The 18105-nt window shown below is 58.9% G+C and carries 14 protein-coding genes; all 14 read left to right on the forward strand.

The window, feature by feature from the left end:
• Nucleotides 1-95: 95 nt before the first annotated feature.
• The 14 genes from ACWGXE_RS06590 to ACWGXE_RS06655 all read left to right on the forward strand — a co-directional run bounded on the left by ACWGXE_RS06590 (nucleotide 96) and on the right by ACWGXE_RS06655 (nucleotide 18091).
• Nucleotides 96-1175, forward strand: coding sequence for a glycosyltransferase family protein (locus tag ACWGXE_RS06590; RefSeq protein WP_447602319.1), 1080 nt, complete (start codon nucleotides 96-98; stop codon nucleotides 1173-1175).
• Nucleotides 1176-1177: 2 nt separating this feature from the next.
• Nucleotides 1178-1969: a glycosyltransferase family 2 protein gene (locus tag ACWGXE_RS06595; protein WP_447602321.1), complete on the forward strand. Its 792-nt coding sequence runs from the start codon at nucleotides 1178-1180 to the stop codon at nucleotides 1967-1969.
• 88 nt (nucleotides 1970-2057) lie between these two features.
• On the forward strand, nucleotides 2058-3164 hold the full coding sequence (locus ACWGXE_RS06600) for a glycosyltransferase family 4 protein (RefSeq protein WP_447602323.1): 1107 nt from the start codon (nucleotides 2058-2060) through the stop codon (nucleotides 3162-3164).
• Nucleotides 3165-3276: 112 nt separating this feature from the next.
• Nucleotides 3277-4479: an L-2-hydroxyglutarate oxidase gene (gene lhgO, locus ACWGXE_RS06605; RefSeq protein ID WP_447602325.1), complete on the forward strand. Its 1203-nt coding sequence runs from the start codon at nucleotides 3277-3279 to the stop codon at nucleotides 4477-4479.
• Nucleotides 4480-4605: 126 nt separating this feature from the next.
• Entirely contained in the window at nucleotides 4606-6567 is a 1962-nt protein-coding gene (asnB, locus tag ACWGXE_RS06610) for an asparagine synthase (glutamine-hydrolyzing) (protein ID WP_447602326.1), read from the forward strand.
• 135 nt (nucleotides 6568-6702) lie between these two features.
• Nucleotides 6703-7842: a UDP-N-acetylglucosamine 4,6-dehydratase family protein gene (locus ACWGXE_RS06615; RefSeq protein ID WP_447602328.1), complete on the forward strand. Its 1140-nt coding sequence runs from the start codon at nucleotides 6703-6705 to the stop codon at nucleotides 7840-7842.
• A gap of 139 nt (nucleotides 7843-7981) precedes the next feature.
• On the forward strand, nucleotides 7982-8716 hold the full coding sequence (locus ACWGXE_RS06620; protein WP_447602330.1) for a sugar phosphate nucleotidyltransferase: 735 nt from the start codon (nucleotides 7982-7984) through the stop codon (nucleotides 8714-8716).
• A complete protein-coding gene (gene rfbB / locus ACWGXE_RS06625) occupies nucleotides 8716-9747 on the forward strand; it encodes a dTDP-glucose 4,6-dehydratase (protein WP_447602331.1) in 1032 nt (343 codons plus the stop codon). The genes ACWGXE_RS06620 and rfbB overlap by 1 nt, the downstream gene beginning before the upstream one ends.
• Nucleotides 9732-10586: a dTDP-4-dehydrorhamnose reductase gene (gene rfbD / locus ACWGXE_RS06630; protein ID WP_447602333.1), complete on the forward strand. Its 855-nt coding sequence runs from the start codon at nucleotides 9732-9734 to the stop codon at nucleotides 10584-10586. Before rfbB ends, rfbD begins: the two co-directional genes overlap by 16 nt.
• A gap of 54 nt (nucleotides 10587-10640) precedes the next feature.
• Nucleotides 10641-11906 (forward strand): O-antigen ligase family protein, encoded by a 1266-nt coding sequence (locus tag ACWGXE_RS06635; protein WP_447602335.1) that lies wholly within the window; start codon nucleotides 10641-10643, stop codon nucleotides 11904-11906.
• Between the two features lie 22 nt (nucleotides 11907-11928).
• The gene (gene gmd / locus ACWGXE_RS06640) at nucleotides 11929-12933 is read left to right on the forward strand and encodes a GDP-mannose 4,6-dehydratase (protein WP_447602336.1); all 1005 of its coding nucleotides are present in this window, start codon (nucleotides 11929-11931) and stop codon (nucleotides 12931-12933) included.
• A gap of 3 nt (nucleotides 12934-12936) precedes the next feature.
• Complete coding sequence (locus ACWGXE_RS06645; protein WP_447602338.1) at nucleotides 12937-13920, forward strand: GDP-L-fucose synthase family protein; 984 nt, start codon at nucleotides 12937-12939, stop codon at nucleotides 13918-13920.
• 109 nt (nucleotides 13921-14029) lie between these two features.
• Nucleotides 14030-15901 (forward strand): asparagine synthase (glutamine-hydrolyzing), encoded by a 1872-nt coding sequence (gene asnB / locus ACWGXE_RS06650; RefSeq protein WP_447603878.1) that lies wholly within the window; start codon nucleotides 14030-14032, stop codon nucleotides 15899-15901.
• A gap of 84 nt (nucleotides 15902-15985) precedes the next feature.
• Nucleotides 15986-18091: an alginate lyase family protein gene (locus ACWGXE_RS06655; RefSeq protein WP_447602340.1), complete on the forward strand. Its 2106-nt coding sequence runs from the start codon at nucleotides 15986-15988 to the stop codon at nucleotides 18089-18091.
• The last annotated feature ends 14 nt before the right edge of the window (nucleotides 18092-18105 follow it).

The raw sequence follows: 18105 nt of genomic DNA on the forward strand, positions 1-18105 counted from the left end.
GATTTCGAAGAAGTGAGGACTTCGCCAAATCGCCCAATCAGCATTGCCACTTTTGCGAAATACGAGCGACGGATTACACACGACGGGAAACTTGCGTGAAGGTCTTATACCTTACCGACCCGGGCCCCGACTATTTGGCCGATCAAATCTATGATGGACTCTGTGCGGTATTGGGATGGGACAGCGTTGTGGACTTCCCCCGTAAAACCGTCTATCACGAGCCGGGTGAACGAGCGCCTGCGGGGAATCCGGGGTATCATCTCACCACTGGTGACGTGGCGTCCATGATCCGTGAGCGCCGCGTCGATCTCACGATCGTTTCTTCGCCGCGGCGAGCGGCGCTGGAGGCCTATCATTCGTTGGCCCGACAAGTCGATTGTCCACCGGTTGTATTGCTCGATGGTGAAGATGACGGTCAGATTCGCGCCGATGCGGCCAATTCCATTGGAGCGGGCCTGTATTTCAAGCGCGAGTACAGAACCACAGCCAAGTCAGTGAATGGCGACTGGCTGAGCGAGAGACGGCCGCAAGGCGACAGCCGGTTGGACGGGAGGATTTATCCTCTGCCGTTTTCAGTCACGGCGGCTGGGTTGTCTTCCATGACGCCGGAGAAGAGAGACATCGATATCTCATTTGTCGGGCGGGCATCCCATCGGAAGCGGGTGAGAGCGGTCAATCTATTGCGCCGGACGAAAGGCATTCGATTTGAAGGAGGCGTGTATCTGGATGCCTCGGACCGTCGATCGAAACTGGCAGCGTCCTGGCTCGGCGTCGCGACCGCGAAACTACTGGGTGATCCACGAGCATCGGCCTCGGCGCAAGCGGGAAAATTGCGACCTGAACAGTACCGCTCGCTCCTGCAACGTTCCAAGATGGCTTTGTCATTACGCGGCGGCGGTTTTGATACGGTTCGATATTGGGAGATCGTGGCGTCGAAGGCGCTCCTGATTTCCGAGCCGCCCGACATTGTCATTCCGCATAATTTCGAACATGGCCGCCATGCAATGTTTTGCCGGCACGACTTGCGGGATCTCCCGTCCATTGTGCGTCGGCTTCGTGACGACGAGGGGGCCAGGCTAGAAATGGTGGAGGCCGGGTATCGACATCTGCTCGAGTTCCACACGTCGGAACGGCGGGCTGCCTACTTGTTGGAGCTTTGCCGGAGGATGCTGTAGGGATGAAATCCATCAGCCTCGTCATCGCCCTCTACAACCAAGTGGACTACACGCGCCGCTGTATCGAATCGATTGTGGCCTGCACGCCGCATCCTTACGAATTGATTCTGATCGATAACGCGTCCGTCGACGGCACGGCCGACTACGTGCGCGGCCTGCCGGCAACGCTTATTACGAACCAAACCAATCTCGGCTGCGCCAAGGCCTGGAACCAGGGAATCAGAGCGAGCCGCGGAGAGGCGATCGGTATTTTGAACAATGATATCGTGGTGACGCCCGGATGGCTTGAAAACCTACTCGACTTCATGGAGCGGGGCGCCCACGGAATCGTCTGTCCGTCCGCGTGCGAAGGCCCGCTCGATTATGATCTGCACGCGTATGCCGAAGCATTTGCCGCGGCGTGCGCGCAGGCGGTGCGCCGCGAACTCTATGCGCCCTGCATGGTGATCGACCGCGCGGTATTCGATCGCGTCGGACTCTTCGACGAAGGATTCTCATACGGAGGATGCGAGGATACCGACTTCCGGTGGCGGGCGGAACAGGCCGGGTTTTCCGTGGCGATGACCGGGTCGGTGCTGATCCACCATTTCTCCATGGTGACGCAGAATCATATCAAGCGCATCGAAACGAACCAATACTGGAATCATAATATGGCGCATTTTCAGCGGAAATGGGGCAGGACCATACGAGGAAACTGGTTCGAGCGCCGCTGGACGGATTTGAAGAACAAATGGACCGCACGATACGAGCGGTACCGATTCGGCCATACCCTGGTCGAAAAGCGCGCGCAATAGGGAAAGGCGCATATGCATCGAGGCTGTCTCGGTCGAGCGGCGCGGCGATGCCTCCCCACTGCCTCAATTGTGACACCGTGGCGTCGTTGTGAAAATCATCATTGCCGCCTGGCACCTTAAAAATCCCACTGTCGGACTCGGTCGTTATTGCCGGGAACTCGTGGAGGGGATTGCCCGAGTCGATCCTTCCAACCAATACGACATTCTGATGCCGGACTCGGGGCACCGGTTTCCGCATCGGGGAAATGTTCGGTACCGGCTCATCCGCTTTCCCTTCTTCAGACGGCGGTTCTGGGAGCAGATGGCGCCGCTGTTCACCGGCCCCTATGACCTCCTGCATTTTCCCTACGATTCCTGCGTGGCCTGGAAGCGCGGCAAGTTCGTGGCGACGATTCATGACGCCAAGCCGTTGCTGTTCCCGGAACTGCGCCCGAAGCGGAATCTGAGCGCAAGGATCGAACGCGGGTTGGTCGGTGATCCCCGGGCGAAGCTCGATCATGTGGTGACTATTTCGAACTCATCGCGGCACGACCTGATCCGGCACCTCGGACTGGCGGAGAATCGGGTTACCGCGGTGCCGCTCGGCATTGACAGTGAGCGGTTTCGTCCTAATCGAGGGGTTCAGCCGAGTCATGTAAAACGGTACGTGATGTCATTGGCCGGATCGGATCCGACGAAGAACATCGTCACCCTTGTCAAAGCGTTTGCCGCCGTTCCCGAGCGACTCAGGCAAACGTATGATTTGGTTTTGATCGGGGATGTGTCCAAGCGGCCGGACGTGCGGGATGCGATCGAACAGGCAGGGATCGCCTCGCAGGCGAAGCTGATCGGCGTGGTGTCCGACGAAGCACTGATCGGCTGGTACCAAGGAGCGGGCGTTTTTGCCTTTCCGTCCTTGTACGAGGGGTTCGGCCTGCCAGTCTTGGAAGCGATGGCCTGCGGTGTTCCGGTGCTGTGCTCGAATAGTTCGTCATTGCCTGAGGTCGCCGGAGATGCGGCGATTCTGGCCGATCCCAGGAACGTGGAGCAATGGTCGGTTGAGTTGGCTCGCCTGCTTGATGACACGAGATTGCGCGAAGACCTGAGCGAACGGGGGCGGGCCAGGGCCCTCACATTTTCCTGGGATCGCACCGCAACGGAGACGGTGGCGCTCTATGAGCGGGTCGGGTCATCCGTATCACCGTCCCGGGCCTGATTCACACATCAATGCACTGCCGAATAGATGATTTCTTGACAGTCGATACCCCCTATGGTGAGATCGCATCTGACTGCAGCTGGATACGGAGCCCTTGTCAGTTGAGTCATCTATGACGCAAGAGACCTGTGACTTCCTCATTGCCGGTGCCGGCGTGATCGGCGTGGCCATCGCCCGGGAATTGCGCCGCCGGCATCGAGCGAAGGTGCTCGTGATCGACAAAGAGCCGAAAGCCGGCCTGCATGCAAGCGGCCGGAACAGCGGTGTGCTTCACGCAGGAGTCTATTACAAAGCCGGCACGCTGAAAGCCATGTTGTGCGTCGAAGGCAACCGGCGGCTCCGCGCCTATTGCCGGGACAAATCCATCCCCCTGAACGACTATGGAAAGGTGATCGTCGCCCGTACCGCCGCCGAATTGGAGCCGTTGAGAGAATTGCACCAGCGGGCGCAGGCCAATGGGGTCCGTGTGAGTTTGATCGATTGCGCCTCGCTCCACGATGTGGAGCCCTGCGCTAAAACGGTGGAACAGGCTCTCTATGTGAAAGATACGGCGGTCGTGAATCCCCAGCTGGTCATGGAGGCGATGGTCGATGATGCCAAGCAAGAAGGAGTGGCCTTTCAATTTTCCTGTTCCTGGCAGGGCACTGGGGGACGCGGATCTGTCCTGACGTCTCAGGGGCCAATCGAATGCGGTCATTTCGTGAACTGCGCCGGCTTGTTCGCCGATCGCATCGCCCATGCGTACGGAGTCGGATCCCATTACCGGATTCTACCCTTCCGCGGGCATTTCTATCGATTGAGCCCTGAGTCGAAACTGAAAGTGCGGGGCAATATCTATCCGGTGCCGGATCTCCGCAATCCGTTTCTCGGGGTGCATTTCACGCGAAGACCGGACGGGGACGTGACGATCGGGCCGTCGGCGTTGCCGTTGCTCGGGCGAGAACAATACCGGGGACTTGCCGGGGCGACCGTCCAGGATAGTCTCACGATGCTGCTGTATTTGTCGCGCCTCTTCGGGCGGAATCGGGATCATTTCCGGGCGATTGCCTGGAAGGAATTGACGAAGGCCACCAGAAACGGCTTCTTTCATGAGGCCGAAGCGCTCGGTGTCGGCTTCGTCAAGGCGGATCTGCTGCCGGGCAAAGAGCCGGGAATCAGGGCACAATTGATCGATACCCGCACCGCGGATCTCCTGAATGACTTCATCATCGAACCGGGACCCCGTTCGACTCATGTGCTCAATGCCGTCTCTCCGGCATTCACCTCGTCGCTTCCATTTGCCGAACATGTGGTCGGGGAGATGAAGCTCGATTAGCAGACAATTCGGTCCTCACTGGGGCTCACTTGCGCTGCGATTGTCGCCACCTCCCACGCCTCGGACACAATATTTCTCCACGGAACAGGCTGAGTTCTTCAGATCGATGCCCGACAGCGTCCACCTATGTGCGGCATAGCCGGTATTCTAAGACTCTGCGGCGGTGAGCTCCGTTCCATCGCCGGGGACATGGTCCGGCGCATCGGGTATCGCGGACCCGATGACAACGGTGTCTGGTGCGATGAGGCGGCCGGTGTTGCATTGGGTCATGTGAGACTCTCAATTCTTGATCCGTCAGCGGCCGGCCACCAGCCGATGGTGTCCCACAGCGGCCGGTATGTCATCACCTACAACGGCGAGATCTATAATTGTCACGATCTTCGCGGCGATCTCGAACGATCAGGCTATGGATTTCGGGGGCATTCCGACACGGAAGTGCTGCTTGCGGCAATCGAATGCTGGAGCATTGAGACAGCGTTGACGCGCCTGAACGGCATGTTTGCCTTCGCAGTCTGGGATCGCCGGGAGCGCGCGTTGACTCTGGCGCGGGATCGACTCGGTGAAAAGCCGCTGTATTATGGCTGGGCGGGCGGCGCGCTGATATTTGGCTCGGAGTTGAAGGCCTTCTACGGCTGTCCCTGGTTCAACGGGGAGATCGATCGCGGCGCGCTCTCGTTGCTTTTGCGTCACAACTGTATTCCGGCGCCCTATTCGATTTACCGAGAGATCGCGAAACTCCCGCCGGCGTCGTACCTCACAATCCGAGGCGACCAGGTCGCGTCCCGGCGGTTTCCGCAACCTCTCACCTATTGGTCCCTCAAACAGTGCGCGGGGGGGAAATCCGACCTCGTAACATCAGAATCCGATGCGGTGGAACAACTCGATACGTTGCTTCGTGACGCAGTCGGCCTCCGGATGGCGGCCGACGTGCCGCTCGGCGCATTTCTATCCGGCGGCATCGATTCCTCGACGGTCGTCGCGTTGATGCAAGCGCAAAGCGGGCGGCCGGTCCGGACCTTCTCCATCGGATTTCATGAGGCCGAATACAATGAGGCGACATATGCGAAGGCGGTCGCGCGACACCTGGGAACCGATCATACGGAGCTCTATGTGACCGCGGCGGATGCGTTGGCCGTCATCCCGCGCCTGCCGATTCTGTACGATGAACCCTTCGCCGATCCATCTCAGATCCCGACGATTCTTCTATCGCAACTCGCCCGCCGGCATGTGACCGTCGCGTTGTCCGGAGACGGAGGTGATGAATTGTTCGGTGGATATAACCGGTATTTCTGGGGCAAGACTCTTCAGCGGAGAATCGGATGGTTGCCGGACTCGATGCGGCCCTTCATTGTCCGCTTCATCCGGTCCTTGTCGCCCTCGACATGGCGGCGTGGCTTGCGCGCCTGCGCCTGGAACGGTCACGCGGTTAAGGAATTGGTAGACAAACTTTACAAGCTGGCGGACATGCTGGATGCGCGGGATCTGGATGACTTATATCTCGGATTTGTGTCCCATTGGAAGCAGCCGGACGCTGTCGTCATTGACGGAAAAGAGCCTCGCACCACCCTGACCGATCGATCGGGATGGCCGATACTCAAGGACTTTACGACGCGGATGATGTATCTCGACTCGGTGAGCTATCTGCCGGATGATTTATTGGTCAAGGTCGATCGCGCCAGCATGGCGGTCGGCCTCGAAGCGCGCATTCCGCTTCTTGACCATCGTCTCGTTGAATTCGCGTGGAGGCTTCCCTTGTCGCTCAAGATTCGACGTACGAACGAGGGGAAATGGATTCTACGGCGGCTTTTGGCTCGGTATGTGCCCGGCCGGCTCTTTGACCGGCCCAAAATGGGCTTCGGGGTTCCATTGGATGCCTGGCTTCGAGGCCCGCTGAAGGAATGGGCGGAAGCGCTTCTCAACGAGGACCGTCTCCGCCGCGAAGGATATTTCCATCCCGAGCCGATCAGACGCATATTGGTCGAGCACCTCACGGGGCAGACGAACTGGCACTATCATTTATGGGATGTGCTGATGTTTCAGGCCTGGCGTGAAGCGGAAGCAACTACGCGCGTACGCCCGACAAATTGATGTGGAGTGAGGCATTTCAGTGGTCGGGTGTTGAGTTTTCTTTGCCCTTCTGCTACAGGATGATGGCGGCCGGAGGAGGGGTCTTGGGATGGCCGCTGTGGCCGGCTCGAAGGCCGTCCGGTGGACAACACTTCCATGAGATCCTTGCAACCAATGCTTCGCGGGCACGTATTGTTCCATGCCATCCAACCGATTGACTCCGCTTTCGAGTCCTCCGCCGAAACGATTCGGGAAGATCCCGCTTTATCGTCCTTCCTCAAGGGGAAATGCGTCCTGGTCACCGGCGCCGGAGGCTCCATCGGTGCGGAGCTGTGCCGCCAAGTTGCCGCTCAAGGCGCGGAGCGATTAATTCTATTCGAGCGTTACGAAAACAGCGTGTATCTCCTGCATCTTGAGCTTCAGCGCTGTTTTCCGTCGGTCAATCTGGTGCCGGTCATCGGGGATATCACCCAGGTAGAACGGGTCGCGGCTCTGTTCCGGACAGTGAGCCCCGACATCGTGTTTCACGCGGCGGCGCACAAACATGTGCCGTTGATGGAGCAGTTTCCCGGTGAAGCGGTGCGGAATAACGTGGTGGGGACCAGAATCGTGGCCGAGGCCGCATTGATCTCCGGCGCGACACACTTCGTGCTGCTCTCCACCGACAAGGCGGTCAATCCGTCCAGTGTCATGGGTGCGACGAAACGTGTGGCGGAGCTGATCATTCAAAGTATGAACGGGCTTGGCTCCACCCGCTTTTCCGCCGTCCGGTTCGGGAATGTCCTGGGCAGCAATGGCAGCGTAGTCCCGCTCTTTGCAGATCAGATTCGGAAAGGCGGGCCGGTAACCGTTACGCACCCGGATATCCGCCGCTATTTCATGACGATTCCGCAAGCCGTGCAACTCGTCTTGCAAGCCAGCATGATGGGAACGGGCGGCGAAGTCTTCGTGCTGGACATGGGAGAACAAATTCTCATTGTCGATCTGGCCCGCCACATGATCGAACTTGCCGGCCTGGTGCCGGATAAAGACGTCAAGATCGAATTCATCGGGCTCCGGCCCGGCGACAAACTCTCGGAAGAACTGTTCGAAGAGACGGAACGGGTCGAAGGGACCGCGCATCCGAAGGTCAAACGTGCGGTGAACCGCTTGTCGCGGCTTCCCCGCTTCGGCGACGACCTCTTCAAGGAATTGGAGGGACTGCTGAGCGAGGGGGAAGACGACCGCATGATCGCCGTCTTGCAGAAATGCGTGCCGACATTTCACCCAACAACATGCCAAATCTCGTGCGGCTAATTCCCACCGAGCAATTGTCGATGTCCATGCATCCCGTTTCGTTTTCCATGTCGGCTGTATGGCCGCGTGGCGGCTTGTGGCCTGTTCCTAAGTCCCCGTGCGATCGAATGATCCATATGGCGGCAGCGAGGAGGAATTGATGAAAGGCGTGGTCCTTGCCGGCGGATTAGGCACCAGGCTGTTGCCTCTGACCAAAGTGACCAACAAGCATTTGCTGCCCGTGTATGACAAGCCGATGATTTATTATCCGATTCAAACCTTGGTCAACGCCGGCATCACCGATATTATGCTGGTCACCGGTGGAAACAGCGCCGGAGATTTCTTGAAATTGCTGGGAAATGGGAAGGACTTTCAGTTACGATCCCTTAACTACACCTATCAGCAGGGCGAGGGCGGCATTGCGGATGCGCTGCGTCTGGCCGAACATTTCGCCGACGATGAGCCGATCTGTGTGGTGCTCGGTGATAATTTGATTCAGGGGAATATCGCGAAAGCCGCCGCGGCGTTCCGTGCTCAGCATAAGGGCGCCAAGATTTTGCTCAAGGAAGTCAAGGATCCGGAGCGATTCGGTGTCCCGGTTCTTCAAGGTGCCCGCGTGATCGGCATCGAAGAGAAACCGGCCGTGCCCCGGTCGCCCTATGCGGTGACGGGCATTTATTTCTATGATGCCAAGGTCTTCGAGATCATCAAGACTTTAAAGCCCTCAGGGCGCGGCGAATTAGAGATCACCGACGTCAATAACGTCTACATCGAGGCCGGATCATTGACTTGGGACGTGCTTGACGGCTGGTGGACGGATGCAGGAACCATTGACTCGCTGTTTCAAGCCAATCGGTTGGTGGCGGAGACCGGCGCCAATCTTATGGAGTGGTAATGCGCATCCTGGTGACCGGAGGAGCGGGCTTCATCGGTTCCCATCTTGTCCGCCGGCTTCTCCGTGACGAGGCGAGTATGGTCGTGAATTTGGACGCGCTCCGTTATTCCGGTAATCCCGACAATCTGGCCGATGTTCAGGGGAACTCGCGGTATCGCTTTGTCCAGGGCGATATCTGCCATGCGCCGACTGTGCGCTCCGTATTGGCGACTCATCGAATTGACGGCATCATCAATTGCGCGGCGGAAACCCATGTCGACCGATCGATCCTTGATCCCGGCACCTTTGCCAGCACCGATGTAGTCGGAACCGGGGTGTTGCTTGAGGAAGCGCGGTCGGCCGGCGTTCAACGGTTCCTTCAAGTCAGCACGGACGAGGTCTACGGCAGCATCGAGCAGGGAAGCAGCAGGGAAGATGATCGGCTGGCGCCGAGAAGCCCCTATTCGGCCAGCAAAGCCGGCGGCGATTTGCTGGCGTTGAGTTACTGGACCACGTTTGGATTCCCCGTGATGGTCACCAGAGGCAGCAATACCTACGGATCACACCAATATCCCGAAAAGTTTATTCCGCTCTTCATCACGAACGCCATCGACGATGAGCCCCTGCCGTTGTATGGGGACGGGCGCAACTGCCGTGACTGGCTCTCAGTCTCGGATCACAGCGCCGGCATTGAGCATGTCTTCCTTCATGGGACGCCGGGCATGGTGTACAACCTTGGGGGCGGCAATGAGCGGGAGAATCTCACCGTTGCCGAATTGATCCTCGGGTTTCTCGGCAAGCCACGCTCCCTGATTCGCTTCGTGCAGGATCGGCCCGGACATGATCGCCGGTATGCCGTCGATTGCAGCAGGGCCGGCGCGTTGGGCTGGAAGCCGGAGGTTCCGTTCGATGAAGGATTGCGCCGGGCGGTGGAGTGGTATCGGACGAATGAGCCCTGGTGGCGCAAGATCAAATCCGGCGAGTTTCGCAACTATTATCGGCAGCAGTATATGAAACGTCTCCAAGAAGGCACGGCGTGCGCGTCGTCATAACGGGCGCAGGGGGGCAGTTGGGGTCCGAGCTGCGGCGAGTGCTCGCCGCTCAGGAACTGGTTCTGCTCGATCTACCCGCATTCGATCTGACGCAGCCTTCCTGCGGCCGGCGAATTGTCGAGGCGGCTCCGGATGTGGTCATCCATGCGGGCGCCTACACGGATGTCGACGGCGCGGAACGAGAACCGGCCCGGGCTATGGCGATCAATGCCGACGGTACGGCTCGGGTGGCTCAGGCGGCGGAACAGGCACGGGCCCGACTGCTCTACATCTCGACGGATTATGTGTTTGACGGGCGGAAGAGCACTCCCTATGAAGAAACGGATCGTCCTTCTCCCATCAATCAGTACGGCCGATCCAAACTGGCCGGCGAGCAATCCGTGCTGGCGGGCTGCAAAAACGCGTTAATCATTCGGACAGCCTGGCTGTACGGCAGCGGGGGAAAGAATTTCGTGAAGACCATTTTGGCGTTGGCGGAGGAACGGCCGGTGCTTCGGATTGTGGCCGATCAACGAGGCTGTCCGACTCGAGCGGAAGATTTGGCCGGTGCGATGGCAGTCCTCGTTGAAAGCCAGATCCAAGGCATTCTGCACATCACCAATGAAGGGGCATGCAGCTGGTATGAATTTGCGCGCGAGATCGTCAAGCTGTCCGGCAAACAGGCGGCGGTCGAACCAATTACGACGGATCAGGCTGGCCGGCTTGCCGCAAGGCCTGCCTACTCGGTGCTGTCCGCTGAACAGAGGCGCCGCCATGGCATCACCATGCCGCACTGGAAAGAGGCCCTGAGCGGGTATATCAGCCAAGCAGCAGCCTCGACGCTCGTGGCAGGAACATAACCGCGCGTGCCGCCCCGCCTCCTGCTGCCGGCAAAATTTCCGGGAATCCACTCCATGACGCAAGAATTCGAAGCTGGTCACGGCTCGGTCGTGATCGCCCGATCGTTTGACGGTTTCTGGAAGCTCCAGGGGGCGGGCTTCGTCGTGATGGGAGGGTTGAGTTTTTTCCCGGCCTTCTATCACTGGCAGGAGTACGGCTTCTTTACGCTGCTCATCTTGGCGGTCGGGACGACCGTTCTCGGCATGCGACGGTCTCCCTGGGTTCGCACGCCGCTTGACCTGCCGCTGGCCTGCTTTCTTGGCTGGGTCTTGTGTACGGTGCCCTTCGCGACCGATGTCGGCTATAGTCTGGCGGAGTGGCGAAAGATCGCGGCTCACGTGCTCGTGTTCTACTGGGGGCTTTTGGTGTTCCGCGAGCAGGGGCGGGAACCTCTTGCGGGCCGGGTGTTATGTGCCGTGGCCGTCGGCAGCGCGCTCTTGTCGTTCTATGCTCTGTCCGACTTTTTTGCACGAGGAGGAAATTGGCGTGACCGCTATGTGCGGGCGCTTGCACCGGGCTCCGACTACAATTGGCTCAGCACCTACATGGTCCTCTCCATCCCCGTCCTGATCGGCTTGGTGGTGACGGAACAGCGATGGGTCATGCGCCTTGGAACGGGTACAGCCCTGTTGGTATCGACCATGGCTCAGATCGCTTCCTACGGAAGAGCCGGATGGCTCGGGCACGCGGCGCAAGCGTTGGCGGTCGGACTCTTGTCCAACCGGCGCCGGCATGCGTTGCTGGTGGTGGCGCTCCTGAGCGCTATCGGCGCCGGTCTCTTGCTCCTATCACAAGCCGGGCTTCATCAGGATACCGTCGATCGATGGACGTTCTTCTCGCGCCTCTCCGTATGGAAGCTGGGCCTTCAGGACGTCGGCGAGCACCCGCTCGTGGGCATCGGATATGGGAATGATACCTTTGTCAAGCGCCATCCCGAATATGCCCCCGAAGTTCAGGATCAATATCGAGAGCGGGATCGCGTGCCGCCTTCCATGCACAGCGCGTTGCTGATGGTCACGGTGGGGAGCGGAATTCCGGCGATGATCTGTTTTGTCTGGATCTTTGTTCGCCTCACCCGCCTTTTGCTGTCGCGGATCCAGGCGGTCATCGGGGTGCCGGCTGCGCTTGTGGGGCTGACCGTCGGGCTTGCGGTCATCGGATTCGGAGTTCGAAATTTGTTCGACTACATGTTTATGGGAAGCCTCTCCCATCTGTTCTGGATCCTGGTCGTGACCGGCATTGCGCTGCGCCATCCGGATCTGATTCAGGATCCTCGGTGAGGAAAGAGAGCCGAGCCTGTTCATGAAAGCGTTGATCACCGGTATTACGGGGCAGGATGGGTCATATTTGGCAGAATTTCTCCTGGCGAAGGGTTATGACGTCTACGGCATTATCCGCCGGTCCAGCTCATTCAACACCGGTCGAATCGACGGAATCTACCAAGACCCGCACACGGCTGATGCGCGCTTGCATCTGGTCTATGGAGATTTGAACGATGCGAGCTCGATGAACAGGATTTTGCGGACCATCCAGCCGGATGAAATCTACAACTTGGGCGCGCAAAGCCATGTGCGGGTCAGCTTTGATATTCCGGAGTATACGGCCGAAATCACCGGGCTGGGGACGGTCAGACTGCTGGAGGCCATTCGAGAGTCGGGCTTGAGGCCGAAGTTCTACCAAGCGTCGTCCAGCGAAATGTTTGGGAAGGTTCAGGAAGTTCCGCAGCGGGAGACGACGCCCTTTTACCCGCGCAGCCCGTATGGCGCGGCGAAGCTCTACGCCTATTGGATCACGGTGAATTACCGCGAAGCCTATCATCTCTTTGCGTGCAATGGTCTGCTGTTCAATCATGAGTCGCCGCGCCGCGGAGAGACGTTCGTGACGAGGAAGATCACGAAAGCCGCCGCCCGTATCAAGCTTGGCTTGCAGCGGGAATTGTTCTTGGGCAACCTGGAGGCGAGGCGCGATTGGGGATTTGCCGGCGATTATGTGGAAGCCATGTGGTTGATGTTGCAACAGGATCAGCCCGACGATTATGTTGTGGCGACCGGCGAGATGCATACGGTGCGGGAATTTCTCGACGTGGCCTTCGGCCGCCTCGATTTGGATTGGCGCCGGTATGTGAAGATCGATCCGCGCTATTATCGTCCGACCGAGGTCGATCTGTTGATCGGCGATGCGACCAAAGCCAAACAGCGGCTGGGCTGGACTCCGAAAATCGGGTTTCGAGATTTGGCGATCATGATGGTCGACGCGGATCTAGAATTAGAACGTGTGAAGCTTGAAGGAACGGGATCGCAAGGATAATCGATGAAAAAAGACTCCCGAATTTATGTGGCAGGTCATCGAGGCATGGTCGGCGCTGCGCTGGTGCGCGCGCTGCATGCCAAGGAATATGAGCACATCATCGTACGGCCGAAGAGCGAGTTGGATTTACGGGACCCCCGGCAAGTCGCCGACTTCTTCGAAGACCAGCAGCCTGAGTATGTCTTCTTGGCGGCGGCCAAGGTCGGAGGGATTCTGGCGAACCATTCCTATCCGGCCGACTTCTTGTACGACAATCTCGCGATCCAAACCAATGTCATTCACCAGGCGAAAGTGACCGGCATACAGAAATTAGTCTTCCTAGGCTCATCGTGCATTTATCCGCGTGACTGCCCGCAGCCGATCAAGGAGGAATATCTTCTCACCGGACCACTGGAGCCGACGAACGAATGGTACGCGATTGCAAAAATTGCCGGGATCAAGATGTGTCAGGCCTATCGGCGTCAGTATGGGTGCGACTTCATCGCGGCGATGCCCACGAATCTCTACGGGCCTCATGACAATTTCGATTTGGAAACGTCTCATGTCCTGCCGGCGTTGATGCGAAAGTTCCATGAGGCCAAAGAGACGGGAGAGCCGCCGGTCCTCTGGGGTTCCGGACGGCCTCGCCGGGAATTCCTCCATGTGAATGACTGCGCGGAAGCCTGCCTGTTCCTCGCGGAGAATTATTCCGGTGACATGATCATTAACGTGGGGACTGGGACGGATATCCCGATCGCCGATCTAGCGCAATTGATCGCGCAGGTGGTGGGATATGAGGGTGGCATTCACTGGGATGCAGGCAAGCCGGACGGCACGCCGAGAAAGCTGCTGGATTGCTCCCGCTTGGCGGCGCTGGGATGGAAATCCACCATCGATTTGGCACAAGGACTGGCGGACACCTACGCCTGGTACCGGCAACAGAGTGCCGTAACGGCCACGACATCGAAAGGGGAAATCCGGTCGGACCGGAGGCACCCCGTACGCTAGCCGTCTTGCTCCTGCTCCTGCACGACCTCTTTCTTCCAGTCGTTCCCGCGAGAGCGGATCCACATCATTCAATGAGGAACACCGCGTGTGCGGCATTAACGGAACGTTAGTGTTTGAGCATTCCGGCTTCCGCGTCACGGAACCGTATTTGGCGCGGATGCGAGACACCATGGCGCATCGCGGCCCGGATGGGGCGGGCCTGTGGCTGTCCAAGGACCGCCGTGTCGGACTGGGCCACCGGCGACTCTCCATCATTGATCTCTCGCCGACCGCAGCCCAGCCTATGTCCAACGAAAATGAAACTCTCTGGATCTCATTCAACGGCGAGATTTACAACCACGTGGATGTCAGGCGGGAGTTGGACGCCTTCGGAATCCACCGCTGGAAAACTGACCATTCCGACACGGAAGTGATTCTTCACGCGTTCGAGCAATGGGGCATCGGCTGCCTGGACAAATTGCGCGGCATGTTTGCCATTGGGCTCTGGGATGCGAGGCGGCGCGAGTTGTGGCTGGTGCGTGATCGGATCGGCGTCAAGCCGCTGTATTATAGCGTCCAGAACGGGCGGCTGGTGTTTGCATCCGAAATCAAGGCGATCCTGGAGGATCCGGACCAGAAGCGCGTGCTCTCGGAGGAAGCCCTCTACCATTACCTGTCGTTTCTTACCGTGCCGGCGCCCGATACGATGTTTGAGGGCATCAAAAAATTGCCGCCCGGCACCTGGCTGCGCGTAGGTGCGGACGGCCGGATGGAGGAACGACGCTATTGGGATGTGCTGGACCACACCGCCCCGCTCAGGGTTGAATCCGATGAGGCGATCTCCGCTACAGTGCTGGATGTTCTTCGAACCTCCGTGCGTCTCCGCAAAGTGAGTGACGTGCCGGTCGGGGTCTTCCTCTCGGGCGGGATCGATTCGAGCACGAATGCGGCGCTGTTTTCTCAGGACGAGATCCGGCCTGTGAGCACCTTCACGATCGGCTATGCCGGCCACTATGAGACGTACAAGAACGAGCTGGACTATGCGCGGCTGATGGCGCGCGCCGTCGGGGCCGACCATCATGAACAGTTGTTGACCTTGGATGATCTGCTGGAATTCGTTCCATCGATGGTGCGGTTGCAGGATGAGCCGATCGCCGATCCCGTCTGTGTCCCCTTGTACTATGTCTCTCGATTGGCGCGGGAGCACGGCGTCATCGTCTGCCAGGTCGGCGAAGGAGCGGATGAGCTGTTCTGGGGGTATCCGGGCTGGAAAAGCTTTTGGAAGCTGGAACGGTGGAACCGGTTTCCGATTCCCCGCGCGCTCAAACGCCTGGGGCTCGGTCTCCTGACACTGAGCGGGAGGGGAGAAAGCTTCTGGTATGAACGGCTGCGCCGGGGTACAGAAGGTCAACCGGTGTTCTGGGGAGGGGCGGAAGCCTTCCCGGAAGCCCATAAACGAACGCTTTTGTCAGCGCGGCTCAAGCGCCGGTTCTCCGGCTATTCATCATGGGAAGTCCTGCGCCCGTACCGGCGCCGGTTTGAACAACAGAGCTGGGATCAGCGGCCGGTGCAATGGATGACGTATCTGGACCTCAATCTCCGGTTGCCGGAGTTGTTATTGATGCGGGTGGACAAGATGAGCATGGGGGCGAGTCTGGAAGCTCGTGTGCCCTTTCTGGATCATGAGCTGGTTCAGCTGGCTATGAGTATTCCCGAGGAAGTGAAGACCCGCCACGGCGTACTGAAGACCGTGCTGAAGCGAGCGGTCCGAGGCACGATCCCCGATAGTCTGATCGACAGGTCAAAACAAGGGTTCGGCGTGCCGGTTCAGGAATGGATGGGAGATCGGCTGGGCCCTGCCATGGTCTCGGCGCTCGACGAGTTCTGTGAGCAGACCGATATGCTGGACAAACAGCAGGCAAGGCGGGTGGTGAATGGACATGACCAGCGCGGATGGTATCTATTCAATCTGGCCCTCTGGTGGAAAGCATACTTCCGATAACGGGCCGTCCTTCGTTATGTCGGCCGGCTTGAGCAAAATCCTACGACTTGACCCCGCTTCCATACCTCGACTAGCGTTCCAACAATGATGCACGAATCACCGGTGACCTATTGGGACATGATCCGGGTCCGGCTGCGGACCGTGGGACCCGCCCGCGTGGCCCTGATTGGGATGGGGAAACTGATGGGTCCGCTCGCGCATCAATGGCGCCGTATCCAGGACGCCCGTCGCCCTGTGCGGATTGGAGATCGCGATTTGGCTCAGGCCCTACGCGTAGAAGAGCGAGAACTGCCCGCCCGAGTGGCCGAGATCCGGCGCGCCTTGGGACGGCGGTTGCCGACGGGGCCGAGCGACGCGCCGGTATTGAAAGATTTGTATCACCGGCTGGCGCCGGATGAGTTGCAAAGCTGCCTATGCACTGCGGATCGCCTGTGTGAGCATGTGTTTGACCTGCTGGGATCCGGCCCTCGTCATGTGGGCGAACGCATCGACTGGCATCGCGATTTCAAGAGCGGATTTCGGTGGGATCCCGATGCGCACTATCTCGAAATAGTTCATAGAGGCGCGTCCGGTGTCGATATTAAAGTTCCGTGGGAACTCTCGCGGTGCCAGCATGTGCCGGTTTTGGCTCAAGCCTACCTGCTGAGCGGGAAGCCGCGCTATGCGCAGGAAGTCGCGAGCCAAATTGCCGACTGGATTGATCGGAACCCGACGGGCCGCGGAGTAAACTGGGCGTGCCCGATGGAGGTGGCCATCCGTGCGGTGAATTGGCTCTGGGCCATTGCCCTGATCGCCGAGTCTCCCGATGTGACCGGCCGATGGCTGACCAGCGTGCTGGCTTCGCTGATCAGCCACGGGCGCCATCTCATGGGTAATTTGGAGCGGCGCAGCGACGGCATCACCACCAATCATTATCTCGCCGATGTGGTGGGACTGCTCTATCTCGGCTTGTGTCTTCCGGAATGCCGCGACAGTGCGGCGTGGCGGACTTTCGCCGTTCGGGAACTCGAACGAGAGATGGAGCGGCAGGTGCTGTCCGATGGAGTGCACTATGAGTCGAGCATTCCGTATCACCGGCTGGTCAGTGAGATGTTTCTGTCCTCAGCGCTGCTTTGTCGCCATCACGATATTCGCCTGGCCGATTCATTTCACCGCAAGCTCCGATTGATGTGCGACTTTGTCTCAGCCTATACCAAGCCCAACGGCTTGGCCCCTCAAGTCGGGGACGGAGATAACGGCCGATTACATGTCTTGACCGGATATGGAACCGTGGATCCCCGGGATCATCGCCATCTCCTGGCTGCGGGAGCGGTACTCTATGACCATGACGAATGGTGGGGGCACGCCGGCCCCCGGAGAGTCGAGGCGCTCTGGCTTGGCCGGCAGGGCCGGGATCGGTTTTCACGAGCGCCGGATAAAGAGGCCCCCTCGAAAACAAGCGCGGCGTTTCCTTCGGGCGGGTTTTACATCATCCGGGATCGCGACGACTATGTGTTGTTCAACTGCAGTCCGGTCGGGACCAGGGGCATCGGGACGCACAAACATAACGATATCCTGTCTCTGGAACTGCATTTGGACGGGCAAGATATGGTTGTAGATTCCGGCTCGTTTCTCTATACTGCTGATCCGCGGATGTACGACCTCTTCCGTTGTACCGCCCATCATTCAACTGTCACGATTGACGGAAGGGAACAGAATCGGTTTATTCCCGGGAAATTCTTTTGTCTGCATCAGGACGGGTCACCGCTTGTTCTGGAGTGGGAACACGGAGATACGCTGGACCGCGTGTCGGCTGAATTCGACGGATATCGACGCCTCTCCGATCCCCTCCGCCATCGCCGCGACGTACTGGTTCACCGGCCGGGTTTTTCCGTCCAGGTCATTGACCATTTTTCAGGCCGTAGCGGACCTTCGACGCCGCATACCATCGAATGGACATGGACCTGTGCGCCGGGCTGCCGGGTGGAAGCCGCACGGAACGGCTGGGAGATTATTTCTGCAGGCCGGCGAATGCATATGACGGTTCCAGTCTGTAAACCGGACGGAGCGGTGCTGGGCATTGAAGCGACGGTGGAGCAGGGGCTGGTCGCTCCGTCGTATGGGACGGTACACGAAGCTATGTGGTTGCGATGGCGGTGGAGCGGCATACCTCCTTCAGCCGCGATGTTCACGATTACGAAGGCAGGCTGATGGTCCTGACAGGA

The sequence above is a fragment of the Nitrospira sp. Nam80 genome, from assembly GCF_965152575.1.

Coding starts and splice junctions, on each gene's coding strand:
- rfbB (WP_447602331.1), top strand. CDS start 8,716: ATGCGCATCCTGGTGACCGGAGGAGCGGGCTTCATCGGTTCCCATCTT.
- asnB (WP_447602326.1), top strand. CDS start 4,606: ATGTGCGGCATAGCCGGTATTCTAAGACTCTGCGGCGGTGAGCTCCGT.
- ACWGXE_RS06655 (WP_447602340.1), top strand. CDS start 15,986: ATGATGCACGAATCACCGGTGACCTATTGGGACATGATCCGGGTCCGG.
- ACWGXE_RS06615 (WP_447602328.1), top strand. CDS start 6,703: ATGAGATCCTTGCAACCAATGCTTCGCGGGCACGTATTGTTCCATGCC.
- ACWGXE_RS06620 (WP_447602330.1), top strand. CDS start 7,982: ATGAAAGGCGTGGTCCTTGCCGGCGGATTAGGCACCAGGCTGTTGCCT.
- gmd (WP_447602336.1), top strand. CDS start 11,929: ATGAAAGCGTTGATCACCGGTATTACGGGGCAGGATGGGTCATATTTG.
- lhgO (WP_447602325.1), top strand. CDS start 3,277: ATGACGCAAGAGACCTGTGACTTCCTCATTGCCGGTGCCGGCGTGATC.
- ACWGXE_RS06595 (WP_447602321.1), top strand. CDS start 1,178: ATGAAATCCATCAGCCTCGTCATCGCCCTCTACAACCAAGTGGACTAC.
- ACWGXE_RS06635 (WP_447602335.1), top strand. CDS start 10,641: ATGACGCAAGAATTCGAAGCTGGTCACGGCTCGGTCGTGATCGCCCGA.
- ACWGXE_RS06645 (WP_447602338.1), top strand. CDS start 12,937: ATGAAAAAAGACTCCCGAATTTATGTGGCAGGTCATCGAGGCATGGTC.